General features: G+C 61.9%; 14 protein-coding genes. 1 reads left to right on the top strand and 13 read right to left on the bottom strand.

Annotated elements, in window-relative coordinates:
* Positions 1 to 1,037: 1,037 nt before the first annotated feature.
* The 11 genes from HHL24_RS31920 to HHL24_RS31970 form a co-directional block, all read right to left on the bottom strand.
* Positions 1,038 to 2,246 carry an ABC transporter substrate-binding protein gene (locus tag HHL24_RS31920; RefSeq protein WP_169489293.1) on the bottom strand — a complete coding sequence of 403 codons (1,209 nt, stop codon included), beginning with the start codon at positions 2,244 to 2,246 and terminating at the stop codon, positions 1,038 to 1,040.
* Positions 2,247 to 2,413: 167 nt separating this feature from the next.
* Positions 2,414 to 6,025, bottom strand: a complete 3,612-nt coding sequence (locus tag HHL24_RS31925; RefSeq protein WP_169489294.1) for a molybdopterin cofactor-binding domain-containing protein — start codon at positions 6,023 to 6,025, stop codon at positions 2,414 to 2,416.
* Positions 6,022 to 6,528, bottom strand: coding sequence for a (2Fe-2S)-binding protein (locus HHL24_RS31930; RefSeq protein ID WP_169489295.1), 507 nt, complete (start codon positions 6,526 to 6,528; stop codon positions 6,022 to 6,024). Before HHL24_RS31930 ends, HHL24_RS31925 begins: the two co-directional genes overlap by 4 nt.
* Before the next feature lie 31 nt (positions 6,529 to 6,559).
* Positions 6,560 to 7,759 (bottom strand): amidohydrolase family protein, encoded by a 1,200-nt coding sequence (locus HHL24_RS31935; RefSeq protein WP_169489296.1) that lies wholly within the window; start codon positions 7,757 to 7,759, stop codon positions 6,560 to 6,562.
* Between the two features lie 73 nt (positions 7,760 to 7,832).
* Complete coding sequence (locus tag HHL24_RS31940) at positions 7,833 to 8,546, bottom strand: ABC transporter ATP-binding protein (protein WP_169489297.1); 714 nt, start codon at positions 8,544 to 8,546, stop codon at positions 7,833 to 7,835.
* Complete coding sequence (locus HHL24_RS31945) at positions 8,543 to 9,352, bottom strand: ABC transporter ATP-binding protein (RefSeq protein WP_169489298.1); 810 nt, start codon at positions 9,350 to 9,352, stop codon at positions 8,543 to 8,545. The genes HHL24_RS31940 and HHL24_RS31945 overlap by 4 nt, the downstream gene beginning before the upstream one ends.
* Entirely contained in the window at positions 9,349 to 11,289 is a 1,941-nt protein-coding gene (locus HHL24_RS31950) for an ABC transporter permease (protein WP_169489299.1), read from the bottom strand. The genes HHL24_RS31945 and HHL24_RS31950 overlap by 4 nt, the downstream gene beginning before the upstream one ends.
* 18 nt (positions 11,290 to 11,307) lie before the next feature.
* Positions 11,308 to 11,892: an amino acid synthesis family protein gene (locus HHL24_RS31955; RefSeq protein ID WP_169489300.1), complete on the bottom strand. Its 585-nt coding sequence runs from the start codon at positions 11,890 to 11,892 to the stop codon at positions 11,308 to 11,310.
* A 108-nt stretch (positions 11,893 to 12,000) separates the two neighbouring features.
* Positions 12,001 to 12,591 (bottom strand): amino acid synthesis family protein, encoded by a 591-nt coding sequence (locus tag HHL24_RS31960; RefSeq protein WP_169489301.1) that lies wholly within the window; start codon positions 12,589 to 12,591, stop codon positions 12,001 to 12,003.
* Complete coding sequence (locus tag HHL24_RS31965; RefSeq protein WP_169489302.1) at positions 12,567 to 13,505, bottom strand: UPF0280 family protein; 939 nt, start codon at positions 13,503 to 13,505, stop codon at positions 12,567 to 12,569. The genes HHL24_RS31960 and HHL24_RS31965 overlap by 25 nt, the downstream gene beginning before the upstream one ends.
* Positions 13,506 to 13,544: 39 nt before the next feature.
* Positions 13,545 to 15,149 (bottom strand): 6-hydroxynicotinate reductase, encoded by a 1,605-nt coding sequence (locus HHL24_RS31970; RefSeq protein WP_169489303.1) that lies wholly within the window; start codon positions 15,147 to 15,149, stop codon positions 13,545 to 13,547.
* A gap of 393 nt (positions 15,150 to 15,542) precedes the next feature.
* Here HHL24_RS31970 and HHL24_RS31975 point away from each other — a divergent pair, with 393 nt between their 5' ends.
* On the top strand, positions 15,543 to 16,244 hold the full coding sequence (locus HHL24_RS31975) for a TetR family transcriptional regulator (RefSeq protein ID WP_169489304.1): 702 nt from the start codon (positions 15,543 to 15,545) through the stop codon (positions 16,242 to 16,244).
* 142 nt (positions 16,245 to 16,386) lie between these two features.
* On the opposite strand, the gene pcaC is transcribed toward HHL24_RS31975, so the two are convergent.
* Positions 16,387 to 16,782 (bottom strand): 4-carboxymuconolactone decarboxylase, encoded by a 396-nt coding sequence (pcaC, locus tag HHL24_RS31980; RefSeq protein ID WP_054043292.1) that lies wholly within the window; start codon positions 16,780 to 16,782, stop codon positions 16,387 to 16,389.
* Positions 16,779 to 17,570: a 3-oxoadipate enol-lactonase gene (gene pcaD / locus HHL24_RS31985; RefSeq protein WP_169489305.1), complete on the bottom strand. Its 792-nt coding sequence runs from the start codon at positions 17,568 to 17,570 to the stop codon at positions 16,779 to 16,781. The genes pcaC and pcaD overlap by 4 nt, the downstream gene beginning before the upstream one ends.
* Positions 17,571 to 17,575: the final 5 nt, after the last annotated feature.

Here is a 17,575-nt window from a genome sequence, read left to right on the forward strand (position 1 = left end):
TGGATTGCCCATTCCCGGGTTTCCGCTGAATAGCGTTTCATTTCCCATTCGCTGTCCGCCCCCCATCTTTACATCAATCGGTTCGGGTGAGGCGACAACTAGCCTGACATGGAGGGCCGCAAAGAAAGATAAGCAAAGAAAGCGGCTCAAACCGCCAATGCTAAGTGGGCGCCGTTGCTCGGAAGTGGTAGTGGCTCCGTGGAATCCGGGCCCCCACAACTTCCACCCGGAGTGACTAAGGGCTGATCAGCTCCCACTCCGCACTACGTGCGTCGCGGACGGGTCTGCCAGGGAAACCAGCGCCTTCGTTTTGGTGCCGTGCGAGCCGTCGGCTTCGCCTCGGCGACGCGCCTCTGCATTCACTTGGGAACCCCGCTTCAAATGTATTAGCCGGCACTCGACTGCTCAGACAATGTCAGCGGAGATGTCGTCCACTCCCGACTATGGGAATGATTCTCCGGGGCGAGTCGAACCTCAAGCCTGCGCCTCTGGCGCGCCGCTTCGCGGCTCCGGGCTTGACCTTTTCCTCGCACCGGAAGGAAAGGCAGCTATCAAGTCGGGAATGACGAAATGAACTGAGACTGCCTGTCGAGTCAAGTGCTGCTGTCTACAGTTCATGCGACTGCGGGCCACGGTTGCGTGACAAAACGCGAGAGCCCAAACGTAGTGGTGGGTTTGTGAAGTACGCTTCGGCGCGCGCAGCGCCGCCGGAAGTATGACGCCCTTGTCACTCACGCCGAATGTGCGAGAACACAGATTCCAGATGCACCACTACCTCCTGCGAGCCACGGGCCCCACTTAGCACTGGCGGTTTGAGCCGCTTTCTTTGCTTATCTTTCTTTGCGGCGGCAAAGAAAGTAAGTGCCGCCCCGCACAGGGGCGACCCTAATGGACCACTAACAAATCAAGCAAAGGCCAAAACGCCAGATCAAGGAAAGCCGAACGCTACAAGCGAACAGACAACAAAGCACCGCACAGGCAACCCATCCAAAACCCAAAACCACAAAAACGCCGCCGCAAAAGGCAAAAAAACCACCTTATTCAGAAGCCCTCAACTTCTTAACCTCTGCATCCGACGGCTGCACACTAGCGCCGTCAATATACCGATACGAAGTCATCACACCCTTGCCATCCTTAAGACCGGTGACACCAACAAAAGCCCCCATTGTCGACTGATTATCCTGAGCCCGATAAGTAATCGGCCCAAAGGGCGTCTCCACCCCAAGCCCCTTGAACGCAGCAGCCAACTTATCCGAATCAGTAGACCCGGCCTTCTTGATCCCCGCCGCAATCGACATCAACGCCGAGTACCCCACCACCGACCCAAGCCGCGGATAATCGTGATACTTCGCCTGATACGCATCCACAAACTTCTTGTTCGCCGCCGTATCGATCGAATACCACGGATAGCCCGTCACGATCCAGCCAGTCGGCGCCTCCGCCCCCAACGGATCGAGATAGTCCGGCTCGCCCGTCAACAACGACACCACACTACGATCCTTGAACAACCCGCGCGTATTGCCCTCGCGCACAAACTTGCCGAGATCGGCGCCGAACAGCACGTTGAAAATCGCATCCGGCTTGGCATCGGCAATCGCCTGCGACACCGCGCCCGCATCGACATTACCCAGCGGCGTCGCCTGCTCGGCAACAAACTCCACGTCCGGCTGCGCCGCCGTCATCAGCTTCTTGAACGTCGCCACCGCCGATTGCCCGTACTCGTAGTTCGGATACACGAGTGCCCAACGCTTCTTCTTCAGCTTCACCGCCTCGGGCACCAGCATCGCCACCTGCATATACGTCGAAGGACGCAGACGGTACGTGTATTTATTGCCGTCGGCCCAAACGATCTTGTCGGTCAACGGCTCGGCGGCGAGGAAGAAAATCTTCTTCTGCTTCGCGAAGTCAGTCAGCGCGAGGCCCGTGTTCGACAGGAAACCGCCGAACAGTAATTGCACCTGCTCGCGTGCAATCAACTCCTGCGCGACGCGAATCGTGTCGCCCGGATTGCCGTTGTCGTCGCGCGACACTACTTCGAGCGGTTTGCCGAGTACGCCGCCCGCCGCATTCACCTGTTCGAGCGCGAGATTCCAGCCGTTCTTGTAAGGCCCGAGAAAGGCAGGCTGCGCCTTGTAGCTGTTGATTTCGCCGATCTTGATGGTCTGCTGTGCGTTCGCGCCGAGGGCCGCGAACGATAGAACCGTTGAAACCGTGAGGCGAGAGATCCATCCTGCGCGCGTGGTCATGCGTTTCTCCGTTATCAAAAGGATTGCGGGAATGCGGTCGTTTTTATCAAGCGTTGAAGCGTTTCGTAATTCGGTCAGCGAGCCGTGGTGCAAGTTGTGCCACAAGTGGTGCTGCAAGTGGTGCTGCAAGTGATGCTGCAATCCGTGCTGCAATGCGTTTGGCGATTTCACTCTGCCCGCGGCGTCGCGCGGATTCTGGCGACGCTCGCCGTGACGTCCTGCCATGCCGGCTTGCCGCCGGCGAATTGCTGACGCAGGTATGTCACGAGTTCTGCGACCTGGGCGTCGTTGAAACTGTCGCGGTAAGCCGGCATCGTACCGAGTTCGGGGCGCGCAGGCGAGCCGATACCATCGAGAATCACGCGAATCAGATTATCAGGCGTCGTGCTGTGCAGATTCGTGTTAAGCGCTAGCGACGGATGCGCACCGAACAATTGCGGCCCGCTGCCAGTGTGATGACAGGCGGCACACGCGCCATCGAAGAGACGTGCACCGAGGCCCGTTGTCGGACCCGTAATCGCGCTGGCCTGCTCGTATTGACGTGCCATCGCCGCAGGATCGGCGTTAGCCTCCAGGGGATTCAAAGACGCCAGATACGTGGCCATCGCGCGAATATCGCTGTCAGGCAATGCCGCCAGTTCGCTGACGACCGGCGCCATCGGCCCGGCCGCGACACCATGCAGCGGCGCGTGACCGTCGCGCAGATAGCTGAACAGTTCGTCTTCGCTCCAGGGCACGGGCGCGTTGGAAAGCGTCGACAGCGCGGGCGCTTCCCACCCTTCCGCCAGGCCGCCGCCCATGAATGCGGCGCCGGTTTTCTCGGCGCCGAATGCATTGCGCGGGGTATGGCATGCACTGCAATGGCCGAGGCCGTTCACGAGATACGCCCCACGATTCCATTGCGCACTTTGCGTCGCGCTGGCGGCAAACGTATTGCGCCCAAGAAATAGTCCGTTCCATACGGCCATCAACGGACGCACGCTGAACGGATACGCCAGCTTCGTTTCTGGCGGCCGGGAACGCACCGGCGTTTGCGCCATCAGGTACGCGTAGAGCGCTTTCAGGTCGTCGTCGGACGTGTTTTTGAACGACGTGTAGGGGAACACGGGGTACAGACGATGCCCGTCGCGGCTTATACCTTGCCGCATCGCCCGCACGAATGCGTCAAGGGACCATGTGCCGATGCCTGTCAGTCCATCAGGCGTGATGTTAGTGCTGTAGACGGTGCCGAATGGCGTATCGAGTGGTTTGCCGCCCGCATTCGGCACGCCATTGTGCGCGGTATGGCAAACCGCGCAATTGCCCAGCGACGCGAGCAGTTTGCCGCGCGCCACCAGCTCGGGCGTGAACGCGCTCGCAAGCGGTGGCGTAATCGGCGCGATAGCTTGCGGCGTCATAGCCAGTGCCCCGAGCCAGCCGGCCGCGCCCGCGGCGATTGCACCGAGAAAGCCGAGCCGCCAACGCTTCTTTTTGCGCGCAGCCGCTTCCTCCGCTTGCGCATCGGCGAGCGCGGCGCGAATCGTCTCGGGCGTGAACGGTGGCCTGCGAAAGCGCACACCGGTCGCGTCGTACAGCGCGTTGGCTATCGCGGCGGCGCCAGGCAGCGACGCCGATTCGCCCGTGCCCATCGGCGGCTCGCCGTGGCGCGGCATCATCACCACGTCGATCACCGGCACTTCACGAAAAGTCAGGATCGGATATGCGCCCCACTCCTGGCTCGTCACCGCGTTCTCGCCGAACGTCACGCGTTCTTTCAGCGCGCGGCTGGTTGCCTGGATCACATTGCCGTGTATCTGATGACGTACGCCGTCGGGATTCACCATGGTGCCGGTGTCCTGCCCGACCACCACGCGCGTCACGGCAAGCTCGCCGCTCTTGCGATTGACTTCGACGTCAGCGACCCACGCGGACCATGCCGCGCCGAAGCCAGGAAATTTGCTGTGCACATAGCGGGCGTAAGCGAAGCCTCTGCCGCGCGCAACGTCGCCCTCTTCCTGAGCATCTTTCGAAGCGGTGGTACGAGCTTGCCAGCCGGCTTTCTCAGCCACTGCCTTGACGAGATCGATCGCACGCGGATCAGTGAGATGTTTCAGCCGAAACTCAACGGGATCGACGCCCGCTTCCGCTGCGAGTTCGTCGATGAAAGACTCATGCGCGAACGTGTTCGGCAACGCGGACACGCCCCGCAGCCACGATGCTCGCACGATCGGCGGCGTGTCGTCGCAGACAATGCGCATGGTCCGGTAGTCGTATGGCGGCACGGACGTGCGGTCGCCCATTTCGAATACTTGCGGCTGCGCGGAGATGGTTCCGGTAAGCAGCAGTGCTAACGTGGGGGCATCGTTCGATGGATAGCGTGTCGCGAAATCGTATGCCGCGAGTTCGCCTTCTGCACTTAATGCGCCGCGCACATCCATCAATTGCGCAGCGCCTTTGGGCTCCCATGCATGCTCGTCTTCGCGCGATAGTTGCACGCGCACCGGACTGCCGGTTGCGCGCGATAGCAAGGCAGCGTCGGCGGCGACATCGTCCGCGCAATTGCGGCCATAGCAACCCGCCGCGTCCATGCGCACGATTTCGATGTGCGCTTCATGCAGTGCCATCAGCAAAGCGAGATCGGCACGCGACGAATGGGGATTCTGCGTGCCCGACCAGACCTTCAGCTTCGCATCCCGGTAGTCGGCCACTGCGCACGACGGTCCAATCGACGCATGCATCTGAAACGGCCATACGTAGGTGCGTTCCAGCGTTCGAGCAGCGTCTTGCGCGAGTGCCGCGTCGATATCGCCCTCGATCACCAGATCGCGTCGTTTGACCGGATTCGCTCTTAGCGCCGCTTCCACTTCCTCGCTGGTTTCGAGCGGCGGCAAACCTTCTACTGCTTTCCACTGCACATTCAACCGCTTCACCGCCTGCTGCGCGACCTCTTCGCGCTCAGCCACGATGCCGACGAAATCGCGGATCACCACGACCTTGACGATGCCGGGCAAGTCACGGATGGAGTTTTCATCGACGAGCAGCAGGCTATTGCCGATGAACTCGCCCTGCGCGACACCCGCATAAGGCGGCCGTACGACGCGGCCGTGCAGCATGCCCGGCACGCGCACGTCGTGCACGAAACTCAATTCGCCCGTGGCCTTCGCGGGGATATCGACACGCGGCGAGCTCTTGCCGACGATCTTGTACGTGTCGGGCGATTTCAGCGGCGCATCGGTGGCGAGCGTCAATTCAACGCGCCGTCCGGCGATCAGTTCGCCGTAGCCCATACCTTTGATGGCGTCGCCGTCGCGCTGAAAGACCACACCGTCGCGCACGTCGAGCTTGTCAGCACTCACATTCAGGCGTCGCGCCGCCTCCGCCAGCAAAAACTGCCGCGCCTGCGCCGCCGCCTGCCGCAACGGCACGGCTGAAATCTGGATCGTCGCGCTCGCAATCGTGGGACCCTGATTCGGCGCTTCGTTCGTGTGTCCAAGCACGATCGATACACGCGTCAACGGCACGTCGAGTTCTTCCGCGACGATCTGCGCGAGCGCTGTGCCGATGCCGGTACCAAGATCGACATGACCATTGAACGCAACCACACTGCCGTCGTCGCGCACGACGAGAAACATGTCCGCTTCCGTCGGCACGAACGTGGACCGCGACCCCGGCTGCCCAATCGCGGCTCGCACCGGCGCTTGCGGGGGCCGCGTGACGATCAGCACATTCTGCGCGTCATGGAGCTGCTGCCGCGACGGCGGCACGGCCCGGCGATCGACACTAAAATCCGGCCCGGTCATGCCCGCGCTCCCTGATCCAGCGCCGGTTGCTCAGCGAGCAAAACCGCTGCGCGCTGCACCGCGCGCACGATCTCGACATGCGTGCCGCACCGGCAGAGGTTGCGCGACAATTCCCGCCGAATCGTCTCGACGCTCGGATCCGGATCGCGATCGAGCAACGCTTTGGCGGTCATGATCATGCCGTTCAGGCAATAGCCGCACTGCGCGGCCTGTTCTTCGATGAATGCCTGCTGCACCGGATGCAGTGCGTTGCGCGTGCCCAGTCCTTCGAGCGTGGTGATTTCACGCCCCAATGCAACCTTAGCGGTCGTCACGCACGAACGCCTCGGCATGCCGTCCAGCAATACCGTACACGCGCCGCATTCGCCGAGGCCGCAGCCGAATTTCGGACCGTTCAACGCGAGATCGTTACGCAGCAGATACAGCAGTGGCGTGTCGGCAGCGGCGCTGACCAGATGTGTCGCGCCGTTGACGTGCAGCGTAAGAGGCGCCGGGCGGTTCATGACAATGCCGGCCACGCCGTGCGGCGCGCGCTCAAAGCACCACCGGCACTTCGGTCGCCGGTGGTGTATTGCGGCTGCGCCGGCAGCGGATCAAACCGTCGATCATCACCATGCCGACGCCGGGAATGTCGCCGAGTTGCACGCTTTCCAGCAGCGTATCGGCGGCTGTGTGCTGTGCACGGTCCATGAAGACGAGGTCGGCGGGACGGCCCACTTCGATTAGCCCCTGGCGCAGATTGCGTTGCCGCGCGGTGTTTCCGGTCGCGAAACAGAAAGCGATTTCAGCGGGGACGTCGGCGAGACTGGAGATCAGCGCGATCATCCGCAGAATGCCGAGCGGTTGCACGCCGGAACCCGCCGGGCTGTCGGTGCCGAGAATGATCCGATGCGGACACTTCAATTCGATCGCATGACGTGCGGTGAGCAGGGCGATCCGTTCGTTGCCGTTGTGAACGATCTCCAGCGCGCGGCTCGATTGTTCGCACAGATCGCATACGTGCCGATAGGAAAGCGATGTATGGCCGCCGTTGATGTGGCCGATCACGTCCGCATCGGCGGCGAGCACCACGTCTCTGTCGATCAGACCCGAGCCGGGAATCGACGGGCCGCCCGTGTGAATCGTGCTTTGAATGCCGTACTTGCGGGCCCACGCCACCATCTGCCCCGCTTCCTCGCCGCCCTTCACGCTGCCGAGACCCACTTCGCCGAGTAACTTCACGCCCGCTTCCGAGAGCTCCTTGAAGTCCTCCTCGACCATGCCCTTCTCGATCACCGGCGCACCCGCCATGACTTTCACGCCGCCACCGACACCCGCGCCACGCATCCCTTCAAACGAGCGTTGAGCCGTAATGGCAAGCGCCTTTACACCGATCACGTCTTTGGGACGGCCGGGCAAATGCACTTCGCCGGCGGAGATCATCGTCGTCACGCCGCCGTTCAGATTCGATTCGATCCAGCCCATCTGATTCTGGCGCGGCGTCCAGTCACCGAACACCGGATGCACGTGCGAGTCGATCAGACCAGGGGCGACGGTGGTGCCTTTGCAGTCGACGGTCGTTCGCGCGCCTTCGAGGTCGCAATCTTTCTCCCGGCCGACCGCGACGATCACGCCGTCGTCGATCAACAGCGTGTCCGCGTCGAGAATCGGCCAGTCGATGTCGCCGGATAACAGCAGACCAATGTTCGTTATGGCGACCTTGCCCGACAAGCCTGTCAACGTCTCTGCTGCCATCTGCCTCTCCTTTCGCAACGACTGCCGGGCGCCGCATGCGTGCAAACCCTGCACGCCTCGTTCGCCGATGGAATCACACGCTCAAATAAGCGCGCCTCACTGTTTCGTTCTGTGCGAGTTCGCCGATCGTGCCGCTAAAGCGGATCTGTCCTTTCTCGAGGACGTACGCGCGGTCGCTGACCAGTTCGGCGAAGTGCAGGTTCTGTTCGGACAACAGAATCGACAGCCCTTCGCGCTTGAGTTCGAGAATCATGTTCGCCATCTGTTCGACGATCACGGGCGCGACGCCCTCGGACGGTTCGTCGAGCAGCACCAGATACGGATTGCCCATCAGCGTGCGTGAGACCGTGAGCATCTGCTGCTCGCCGCCGCTCATCTGGCCACCTGGACGTTTCGGCATTTCGCCGAGATTGGGAAAAAGACGGAACAATTTTTCCGGAGTCCATTCAGGCGCGCCGTCGCGTGGCGGCTGGCGGCCTGTATCGAGGTTCTCCATCACGGTCAGATCGGAGAACACGCGGCGGTCTTCGGGGACGAAGCCCATACCCATGCGCGCGATACGATACGGCTGCAACGCCGTGATGTTTTGCCCGCGAAAACGTACCTCTCCTTGACGACGCGGCAGCAATCCCATCACCGCTTTCATCGTTGTGGATTTGCCGGCGCCGTTGCGGCCCATCAGCGCGACGACTTCGCCGCGGCCAACTTCGAGGCCCACGTCGAACAGAATGTGCGCGCGGCCATAGAACGCATTGAGGCCGGAGACTTTCAGCATCGGCTCGCTCATTGCAGCGCCCCTTGTCCTTGGTGGCCGCCTGCCGCTTCATGCAGCGGCGCGCGTGGCTGGAAGGTCTTGCCGGTGCCGAAATAGACTTCCTGCACGCGTGCGTCGTTGCGGATCGTTTCGGCGTCGCCCTCGGCGATCAGCTTGCCACGCGCGAGCACGATCATGCGATCGGCGTAGGCGAATACAACGTCCATGCTGTGCTCGGTAAACAGCACGCCGATTTTGTGCTCGGTGACGAGACGCTTGGTCAGCGCCATCAGTTCGTTGCGCTCCTTTGGCGCCATGCCGGCAGTGGGCTCGTCCATCAGCAGCAGCTTCGGGCGGTTTGCCAGCGCGATAGCGAGTTCGACTCGTTTGACGTCTCCGTATGCGAGCACACCACAGGCGCGGTTCGCGTCGGCGCCCATGCCGACCTGTTCGAGCAGCGTCATGGCTTCATCGGCGTAGCGCGAGCCCGCGGATTTCCACAGACCGAACGTCTTGCGTTCACGCGAGACCAGGGCCATCTGCACGTTCTCGAGCACGGTCATCGAATTGAAGGTCGCGGCAATCTGAAACGTGCGGCCGACACCCAGCCGCCAGATATCGCGTGGCCGCATGCCAACCAACTCATGATCGTTGAGGCGAATCGAACCGGACGACGGCTGCAGCTGCCCGTTGACCATGTTGAAGCAGGTCGACTTGCCCGCGCCATTCGGACCCAGCAGAGCCAGCAGTTGACCGGCTTCAAGATCGAAGGAAACATCGTCGACCGCTTTCAGGCCGCCGAACGATTTGGAGAGGCCACTAACGCGCAGCAAGCTCATAGCCCCTCCTTGATCGCTGTACCCTGTGCTGGCGATGGAACGCGCTCTTCCGCCTTATCCGCCGTATCGTGGCCAAAACGCTCACGAATGAAACCGACGATACCCTGCGGAAACGCGATCACCAGCAGCAGGATCGTGAAGCCCAGCAAGGCCTGCCAATAATCGGTTTGCCGCGCGACGGTGTCCTGCAACCACGTGAACACGGCGGCGCCGACGATCGGGCCCGTCAACGTCTGCAAGCCGCCGAGCAGCACCATCACGAGGCCATCCACTGAGCGGCTCACGCTGATCACTTCCGGCGAAATCGTCCCCTTGGAGAAGGCATAAAGCGATCCAGCGAGCCCGCAAAACAGCGACGCGACGACGAAAGCCGCCCACTGCACGCGCTTCACGTCGATGCCGATCGCCTCGGCACGCAGCACCGAATCGCGCGACGCCCGCATCGCATAGCCGAGCGGCGAGAACAGCATCTTGCGCAGCAACCACACACCGGCCACAGCGCAGGCGAGCGTCAGATAGTAAAAAGCCACTGGCGACGACAACCAGTTCGACGGCCACAAGCCGAGAATGCCGTTACTGCCGCCCGTCACGTCGTCCCACTGGAATACGACCGACCACACGATCTGCGCGAACGCGAGCGTCAGCATCGCAAGGTAGACGCCCGAGAGGCGCACGCAAAACCAGCCGAACACAAGCGCGCCTGCCACCGCGAGCAACGGGCCGAGCAGTAGCGCGGCTTCCATCGGCAGATTGAGTACTTTGAGAAACAACGCGGCGCCGTATGCACCCAGGCCGAAGTACGCCGCGTGGCCGAACGAATGCATGCCGCCAGGGCCCATGATGAAATGCAGACTCGTCGCGAACAACACGGCAATCAGGATTTCAACCAGCAGCACGGGCATGTAGGGAAACGCATTGGCCGCAAGCGGCGCGAGTATCAGCACCAACAAAGCGATTGCCGCCAACCACTTCAGGCGTTTGCCTGCAGGCCTCAATGGCGCTTCAGGCGCAGCCATGCCGCGCACCGCAGCGCTCGCCTTCCCTAGCAAGCCCCAAGGCCGCACCACCAGCACCACCGCCATCACGACAAATTCCGCGACGAGCGTAAAGCGGCTCAGCGACAGATCGATACCGAACACCGACACATGGCCGATGCCGATGCATAGCGCCTTGATCTCGGCGATCAGCAACGCCGCGACGAACGCGCCCGGAATCGAACCCATGCCGCCGACCACGACGACGACGAACGCATTGCCGATGGTCTCCAGATCCAGCGACAGATTCGCTGACATGCGCGGCCCTTGCAGCGCACCGCCCAAACCAGCGAGAAATGCGCCGACGAAAAACACGCCGGTGAACAGCCACGCCTGATTGATGCCGAGCGCGCCGAGCATCTCGCGATCCTGCGTCGCGGCGCGCACGAGCGTGCCCCAACGCGTACGCGTCAACGCGTACCAGAGCAGCAGCAACACCACCGGCCCGATCACGATTAGCGCGATGTCGTAGGTCGGCAGCGGATGGCCGAGAAAATCGACTGCGCCGGCCAGATGCGGCGCACGCGGTCCGAACAGGTCTTCCGGGCCCCACAGCCACAGCGCGGCGTCGCGAAAGATCAGCACCAGCGCGAATGTTGCCAGCAGGTGAAACAACTCGGGGGCCTGATAGATGCGCCGCAACACGATCATTTCGACCAGCGCGCCGAGCACTGCGACGACCAGCGCCGCGGCCAGCACCGACAGCCAGAACCCGCCGGCCGTATGGCCGAAGCGGCTCGCGATGCTATACGCGACATAGATGCCGAACATATAGAACGAGCCGTGCGCGAAGTTGACGATACGCGTCACACCAAAGATCAGCGACAAACCGGCGGCGACGAGAAACAGCGTCGACGCGTCGGCGAGTCCGTTGACCAGCTGTACCAGCAAATTCGAAAGCATCGCGACCCTTAAAAGAACTCAGCGCAAACCGTCTTCGCCCTTGATCTCATTCACCTGCAAGCCGCCGATGCGCGGCAGCGGCCGGCCCGAAGCCGTCACCGCAACGGCCACGACGATTTCATTCGCGCGTGGCGCGTCCGACACCCGCGCCTCGATCGCGTCGAAATGGCTGCGCACGAAGGCGGCGTCCTTGTGACCCAGCGGCACGTCGATCGCGGTGCCAAGCGTACCCATTTTTTTCGCCGACGGCACCAGCGCCGCGCCCTTTTCGACCGCGACTCGCAGCGGGGCGCCGAGCTTGGGGTGCAGGATCGCCGCCGCATGTTCGAGTTCGCCCGCTTCGCCGACGATCGCCGCCTTGCCGTAGCTTTGCGCCTCGCCCGGCTTGATGCCTAACGCTTCGATGCACTTGTTGCCGAGCAATGCACCCAGTTCCTCGCCGGCTTCGATCAGCGCGTCCAGCTTGGCCTCGTAGCGGCCCGCATAGGGATTGTCGATCACCGCAATCGCGACTGCACGGCGTGTCGGCGGCTCGATAGGCTGCCCCATTTCAATGCGTGTTTCATCGACCTGCACGACCAGCTTGCGAAGCTTGATTGCCATTTCACTCTCCGGGTTTCGATGCGTGTTCTGCCTGATTGCATTAGCTTTATTGCTTCAGCCCAGTGCTTCAATGCAATGCTTCAGCGCATTGCGTGGCTCAAGCGCCGCTCAGCGCAAGCCGTCCTTGCCCACAATCGCCTCTTTCGCCAGGCCGCCGACACGCGCATGCACGCGCTGCCCTGTGCTCATCACGAGGATATACACCAGTTCGTCCGCGGCGGGGGCGCCGGGCACACGCACTTCGATCGCATCGAAATGGCTGCGCACGTAGCTGGCGTTGACATGCGTCAGCGGCACGTCTAGCGCGGTGGAAGGCGCACCGACTTTCTTGGTCGACGGCACGATCGCATGGGTCGGCACGCCGTTCTTCTCCAGCAACTCGCGCATCGCATAGCCGCCGGGCACATGCCACAACGCGCCATGCTCGAGTTCGCCACGCGCGCCGACGATTGCGCCCTTGCCGTAGCTTTCGATCGATGCGTGCGGCACGGCCATCGCCGCCAGCAGCCGTTGCGCCATGTCGAAGCCGATCGGCTTGAGCGCTTCCATAGCGTGTTCGATGCTGGCTTCGTAGCGGCCGGCAAACGGATTCGTCATCACCGCCGCAATCGCGCCGCGCCGCAGCGGCTGCGCGGGCGCGGGGCCGAACTCGTGAAAAATGTCTTCGACGTGCGTCAGTACGCGGCGTATTTCGAACACGGAGCCTCCGTTGTAATTTCAGCGCGATTCCTGAACAACGCGCCTTTGTGATGGGTACCAGTCACACGCGCCCGCCCTTGCAGGAACAGCGCGGCGCCTTCGATCAAGCCTTGTTCATGCAAACGCTGTGCGGCGTCGACGCCACACGCCAGCGCGAAATCGATCAACGGTTGCGGCAAGGACGGCACGTCGACGGTCACGAGCATGTCACCAAGATCGCTATCGTCCTTCAACGACGAAGCCGGCCTGCGCACGATGCCCGCATGGTCCAGATTGACGGCGTTAGCGATTATCGTCGCGGCGGCATCGGCGGTCGCGGCGTTGCGGGCGAGGACGGTCACGCTGTCGGCAATCCCCAGGCTGAAGCTGCGCCCGCGCCAGCCGCTTGTCGCGACGCCGCGAATCGGCATGGCGGCGTCGAGCGTCAGGTTTGCGTCTAAAGCTTGATCGCCTGACAGCTTACCGCCTGAAAATTTCGCCAGATCGGCAAACACGCCCACGCGGTACTGTTGCCCTTCAGTCAAATAGAGTGCGATGTCGCCGCCATTGTTGATGAAGGCGCGCGATATGCCTTCACGCGCGAACGCCGTGATCAATTCGTCCGCGACGCTGCCTGCAACGGCCGCCATCGGTGTGATGTAACGCGCGCGGTGAGGGTGGCACGCGCTCCACATGCGGCGGGCTACGGGGCTTTTCAGCGCGCAGTCACTATGCGCCGCATGGCTCGGCACAGGTTGCCGAAGCAGCTTCAACTCGCCGACCAACTCAGGCAACACCTCTACAAAGCGCGCCCAGCACGCCTCGTGCGCGGCCTGCACCGCCGACGGCTCGCCGTCCGCACTGAGGATCAGATCGATCGGCCCATGCTGCCAATGCCAGCGGGCCGCGTCGAGCTGGTTTCGGGTTGCGTTCATCGTGTTCGTCACGTTGTCGTGTCGGTCATGGTGCAGCCGTTAGCCGAGCAGCGACGGCATGGCCGGCGGCCACGGGTTGTCGGGATTGCGCGCCAGGGTTCTGCGCGCCAGCGGCGCCCCTTCCGTATGTTCCGGTCCGTTCGCCAACACGCTTTCCAGTGAGCGCACCGCGTCGAGATGGCCACCGAGATCGCGATACGCGTCATACGTCATGGTGAATTCTATCGGCGCGACGATCGCGGGCGTCGGCACGGTGCCGAACGATCGGTCGGGCATACGCGAGACATCCACCATCACCGTGATGCCGCCACCCGGCCATACATAGGCTGGCGCCCCACCGCATGTTACGTTGACCAGTTTCTGTTTGATGGCACGTGTGAGCAGCACCGGATTCTCCGTTGCTCCCGCTCGCAAGCTGCCGCCCGCGCCGCCGAGAAATAGCACCGTCGCAAGCGACGGCTCGCAGTTCTCGCCGATCCGTTCGACCGTGCGACGCACGGCATCCGGCATGGCTGCGATGCGCGGCACGAGGTCCTGATCGAGTTCATACCACTGCGCGTGTTCGCCGGTAGTCGACACCATCAGTAAGCGCATACCCGGCTTTGCCACGGCGGGGTCAAAGCCTTCGACGATCGCCAGCGGGTCCTGAATATCAGTGCCGCCCCAACCGGTGCCGGGATTCGCGACCTGAAAATAGCGGCCCGGCGTCGATTTGCGCCCGCGAATCTTCAGACCAGAGCGCGTCATGCCGAGACAGCGGCCCGCCTGGTGTTCAGTGAGCACGCCGGTGATGTGATCGTCGACCACCACCACTTCGTCAGCATGACCAAACCATTGCTTCGCGAAGATGCCGATGGTGGCCGATCCACAGCCCACGCGCATGCGCTGCTCTTCGACGCCGTCGACAATCGGCGCCGCGCCCGCGCGAATCACCAGACTCGCACCGCCGTCGATGGTCAACTCCACCGCTTCCTTGTTGCCGAGCGCGAGCATCATGTCGCACGTCACGCGGCCTTCTTTCTTGCTGCCGCCGGTCAGATGATGCACACCGCCGAGGCTCAGCATCTGCGAGCCATACTCCGCCGTAGTCACATGGCCGACGATCTCACCAACGCAACGCACGTTCGATTGCTCCGGCCCGAGAAAGCGATCGGTATCGATCTTCACCTTGAAGCTGCAATAGCTGAAAATGCCCTCGGTGACGACCGTGATCATGTCGACGTCGTCGAGCTTCGAAGAAACAATGAAAGGCGCGGGTTTGTAGTCGGGATAAGTGGACGATGCGCCAATGCCGGTAACAAAGAGCGCCTGTTCCGCAACAGGATCGTGTACTTCGGACGATGCACCAAAAGCGATCGTGGCATCCGCACTGCTCGCGCTCGTTTCAGGTAAAGCAGCGCGCGACAGAAACACTACGGGGTCGACGCGAATCAGCCGCCCATCCGCATTCGCATAACGGTCGCACGCGCCGGTGCGGCCTTCCGATATCTGGCACAACACCGGACACGCGTTGCATTCAATCTTGTTCGACGCCATCCGCTCGCTGCGCGGCGCCGCTTTCTCGAGCACGGTCGGACCGGGCGTCGAGGCGGTTTCGCCGTCGACGCTCTCCGCACCGAAATCGACCTTCGTATGTTCTGTCATGCTGGGGTTCCCATACGACGACATTACAATCGGTCCTGCCCGGCTGATGAATAGCCCCTGTTTAAAGGGACTTTCTCTCGATCCGCATTTTTCCGTGTTGCGCTCACTCACCGTTCGTGTAGTATCCGCTACACCAAACTTGCTTGAAATCTACTCGATCAAAATAGACTGCGCAACGAGTTTCCCGGCGGACATCTGAATGCTGCGGCGCGGCATCGCCGCATGAATCACGATTCAATCTACGCCGAAGCACGTGATCGTGCAGGGCATTTCGTCGCGCGTAATATGGGCTGTATGATGAAGGCGCGCCGTGCTCACGCGCAAGTAAGCGTGCCCTGGCGGCTACGGCGCATGCCGTTCAACCTGACGCTAACAAAGAGATCCGAGACCGCCATGAGTCCCACTGCCGCTCGCAAGCCGGGCGCTATCGGCATCCGCGCGAAGCAGGCGCAGGACACGCGCGCCAAGATTCTCAAAGCGGCCATCAAGGTCTTTGCAAAACAAGGCTATGCAAGCGGCCGGGTCGAAAGTATTTCGAAGGCCGCGCGTTCGCACGACCGAATGATCTATTACTACTTCGGCAGCAAGGAACAGTTGTTTGTCGAAGTTTTGGAGACGATCTACACGCAGTTTAACGAGGCGGAAAGCAAGCTCGATCTCGATCTGGATGATCCCGTGCATGGGCTCGAGCAGATGGTCGAATTCGTCTGGCAGTACTACCTCGATCATCCCGAGTTCGTCACGCTGCTGTCGAGCGAGAATCTGCACCAGGGCAAGCACGCGAAGAAATCGTCAAAACTGAAAGAGATTTCCGGCTATGCGATTTCGGTCGTGCAGAAGTTGCTGGACGCAGGCAAGGCGCAAAACGTCTTTCGTACCGACGTCAAAGCGCGTGATGTGTATCTGATGATTGCGTCGCTCGGGTATTTCTATAACGCCAATCAGTACACACTGGGTGCTTTTCTCGGTGAACCGCTGATGGATAAGGCCGCACTCGCGCATTGGCGCGAGGTCATCAAAGATACGGTGTTGCGTGCGGTGAGCTTGCAGTTGCCGGCTGAAACCGCAGTGATGAACGAGAGCAGGATTGCCTGAAGCGCGTTTCGTCTGACGTATGCTTCGGGCTCGGCATCACGCTTTGATCCGCTTCATTCCGGCGGGAAAACATGACGGCGCAATGGTGTGGCGCGCGGCGAGTGCCGACGAGGCCACCCGCCGCGCCAGTGTTGCAACGTCGTTATGGCTTTGCCGCTGCGGCGTCGTCTTCGCGGAACAGTTTATCGGCCAGGTGAAACGCCGAGTTGGCTGCCGGCACGCCGCAATAGATCGCAGTTTGCAACAGCACTTCCTTGATCTGCTCGCGTGTCACGCCGTTGTTTTTCGCGGCGCGCAAATGCAATGCGAGTTCTTCGCTGCGATTGAGCGCGACCATCATCGCGATGGTCAGCAGGCTGCGCGTGTGACGCGGCAAACCTTCGCGTGTCCAGATTTCGCCCCATGCATAGCGGGTGATAAAGTTCTGGAACTCCTCGGTCAACTCGGTGCGATTCGCGAGCGACCGGTCGACGTGCGCGCTGCCCAGCACCGCGCGGCGCACACCGAGTCCAGCTTCATAGCGGTCTTCGTCGTTCATTTCTGCTCCGTCAGGAAGTCGAGCACGGTCTTGGTGAAGGCTTCGGCTTTCTCGATGTTGGAAATATGCGAGGCGTCCAGTTCGACATAACGCGCGCCAGGAATCGCTTGCGCCAGTTCGCGGCCTTGTGCCGGCGTTGCGGCCAGATCGTGCGTGCCGCTGATCACCAGCGCCGGCACCTTGATGCCGGGGGCTTCAGGGCGTAGATCGGCGGCGTCGATGGCGTCGCAATTCGATGCATAGCCTTCCTTGTCGGTATGCACGAATATGTCGCGGATCATTGCAAGCACCACCGGTTCACGTTCGATGTAGTCCGCGGTAAACCAACGGGGCAGCACAGCATCGGCCAGCGCGAGCAGGCCTTCCGTGCGTGCCCTCGCGGCGCGCGGCACCCACACTTCCGGAGAACCGATGCGTGCCGCCGTATTGGACAGCACCACGCGCTCAAGACGATTCGCGTGACGTGCGGCCAACGCGACGCCGGTCAGACCGCCCATGGACAGACCGCAGAAATTCGCGCGCGCGATCTTCAGCGTATCCATCAGGCCGAGCACATCGCCAGTCAGTTGCTCGATCGTGTACGGGCCTTTCGGCGCTTCCGAGTGACCATGGCCGCGCGTGTCGTAGCGCAGCACGCGGAAGTGTTTGGACAGCGCCGCGACTTGCGGCGCCCACATCGACAGATCGGTGCCGAGCGAATTCGACAACACGATCCACGGCGCGTTGCCGTGACGGTCACCGTCGATTCGATAATGAAGCTCGGTACCGTTGACTGCGGCGTAAGGCATGCCGA

The sequence above is a fragment of the Paraburkholderia polaris genome (assembly GCF_012927345.1).
Taxonomy (GTDB): domain Bacteria; phylum Pseudomonadota; class Gammaproteobacteria; order Burkholderiales; family Burkholderiaceae; genus Paraburkholderia; species Paraburkholderia polaris.

What these genes read in the sequence shown, in the direction of transcription:
- HHL24_RS31935 (WP_169489296.1), bottom strand. Translation starts at nt 7,759, where the DNA reads ATGGCAGCAGAGACGTTGACAGGCTTGTCGGGCAAGGTCGCCATAACG.
- HHL24_RS31925 (WP_169489294.1), bottom strand. Translation starts at nt 6,025, where the DNA reads ATGACCGGGCCGGATTTTAGTGTCGATCGCCGGGCCGTGCCGCCGTCG.
- HHL24_RS31945 (WP_169489298.1), bottom strand. Translation starts at nt 9,352, where the DNA reads ATGAGCTTGCTGCGCGTTAGTGGCCTCTCCAAATCGTTCGGCGGCCTG.
- HHL24_RS31930 (WP_169489295.1), bottom strand. Translation starts at nt 6,528, where the DNA reads ATGAACCGCCCGGCGCCTCTTACGCTGCACGTCAACGGCGCGACACAT.
- HHL24_RS31965 (WP_169489302.1), bottom strand. Translation starts at nt 13,505, where the DNA reads ATGAACGCAACCCGAAACCAGCTCGACGCGGCCCGCTGGCATTGGCAG.
- HHL24_RS31975 (WP_169489304.1), top strand. Translation starts at nt 15,543, where the DNA reads ATGAGTCCCACTGCCGCTCGCAAGCCGGGCGCTATCGGCATCCGCGCG.
- HHL24_RS31920 (WP_169489293.1), bottom strand. Translation starts at nt 2,246, where the DNA reads ATGACCACGCGCGCAGGATGGATCTCTCGCCTCACGGTTTCAACGGTT.
- HHL24_RS31955 (WP_169489300.1), bottom strand. Translation starts at nt 11,892, where the DNA reads ATGGCAATCAAGCTTCGCAAGCTGGTCGTGCAGGTCGATGAAACACGC.
- pcaD (WP_169489305.1), bottom strand. Translation starts at nt 17,570, where the DNA reads ATGCCTTACGCCGCAGTCAACGGTACCGAGCTTCATTATCGAATCGAC.
- pcaC (WP_054043292.1), bottom strand. Translation starts at nt 16,782, where the DNA reads ATGAACGACGAAGACCGCTATGAAGCTGGACTCGGTGTGCGCCGCGCG.
- HHL24_RS31970 (WP_169489303.1), bottom strand. Translation starts at nt 15,149, where the DNA reads ATGACAGAACATACGAAGGTCGATTTCGGTGCGGAGAGCGTCGACGGC.
- HHL24_RS31950 (WP_169489299.1), bottom strand. Translation starts at nt 11,289, where the DNA reads ATGCTTTCGAATTTGCTGGTACAGCTGGTCAACGGACTCGCCGACGCG.
- HHL24_RS31940 (WP_169489297.1), bottom strand. Translation starts at nt 8,546, where the DNA reads ATGAGCGAGCCGATGCTGAAAGTCTCCGGCCTCAATGCGTTCTATGGC.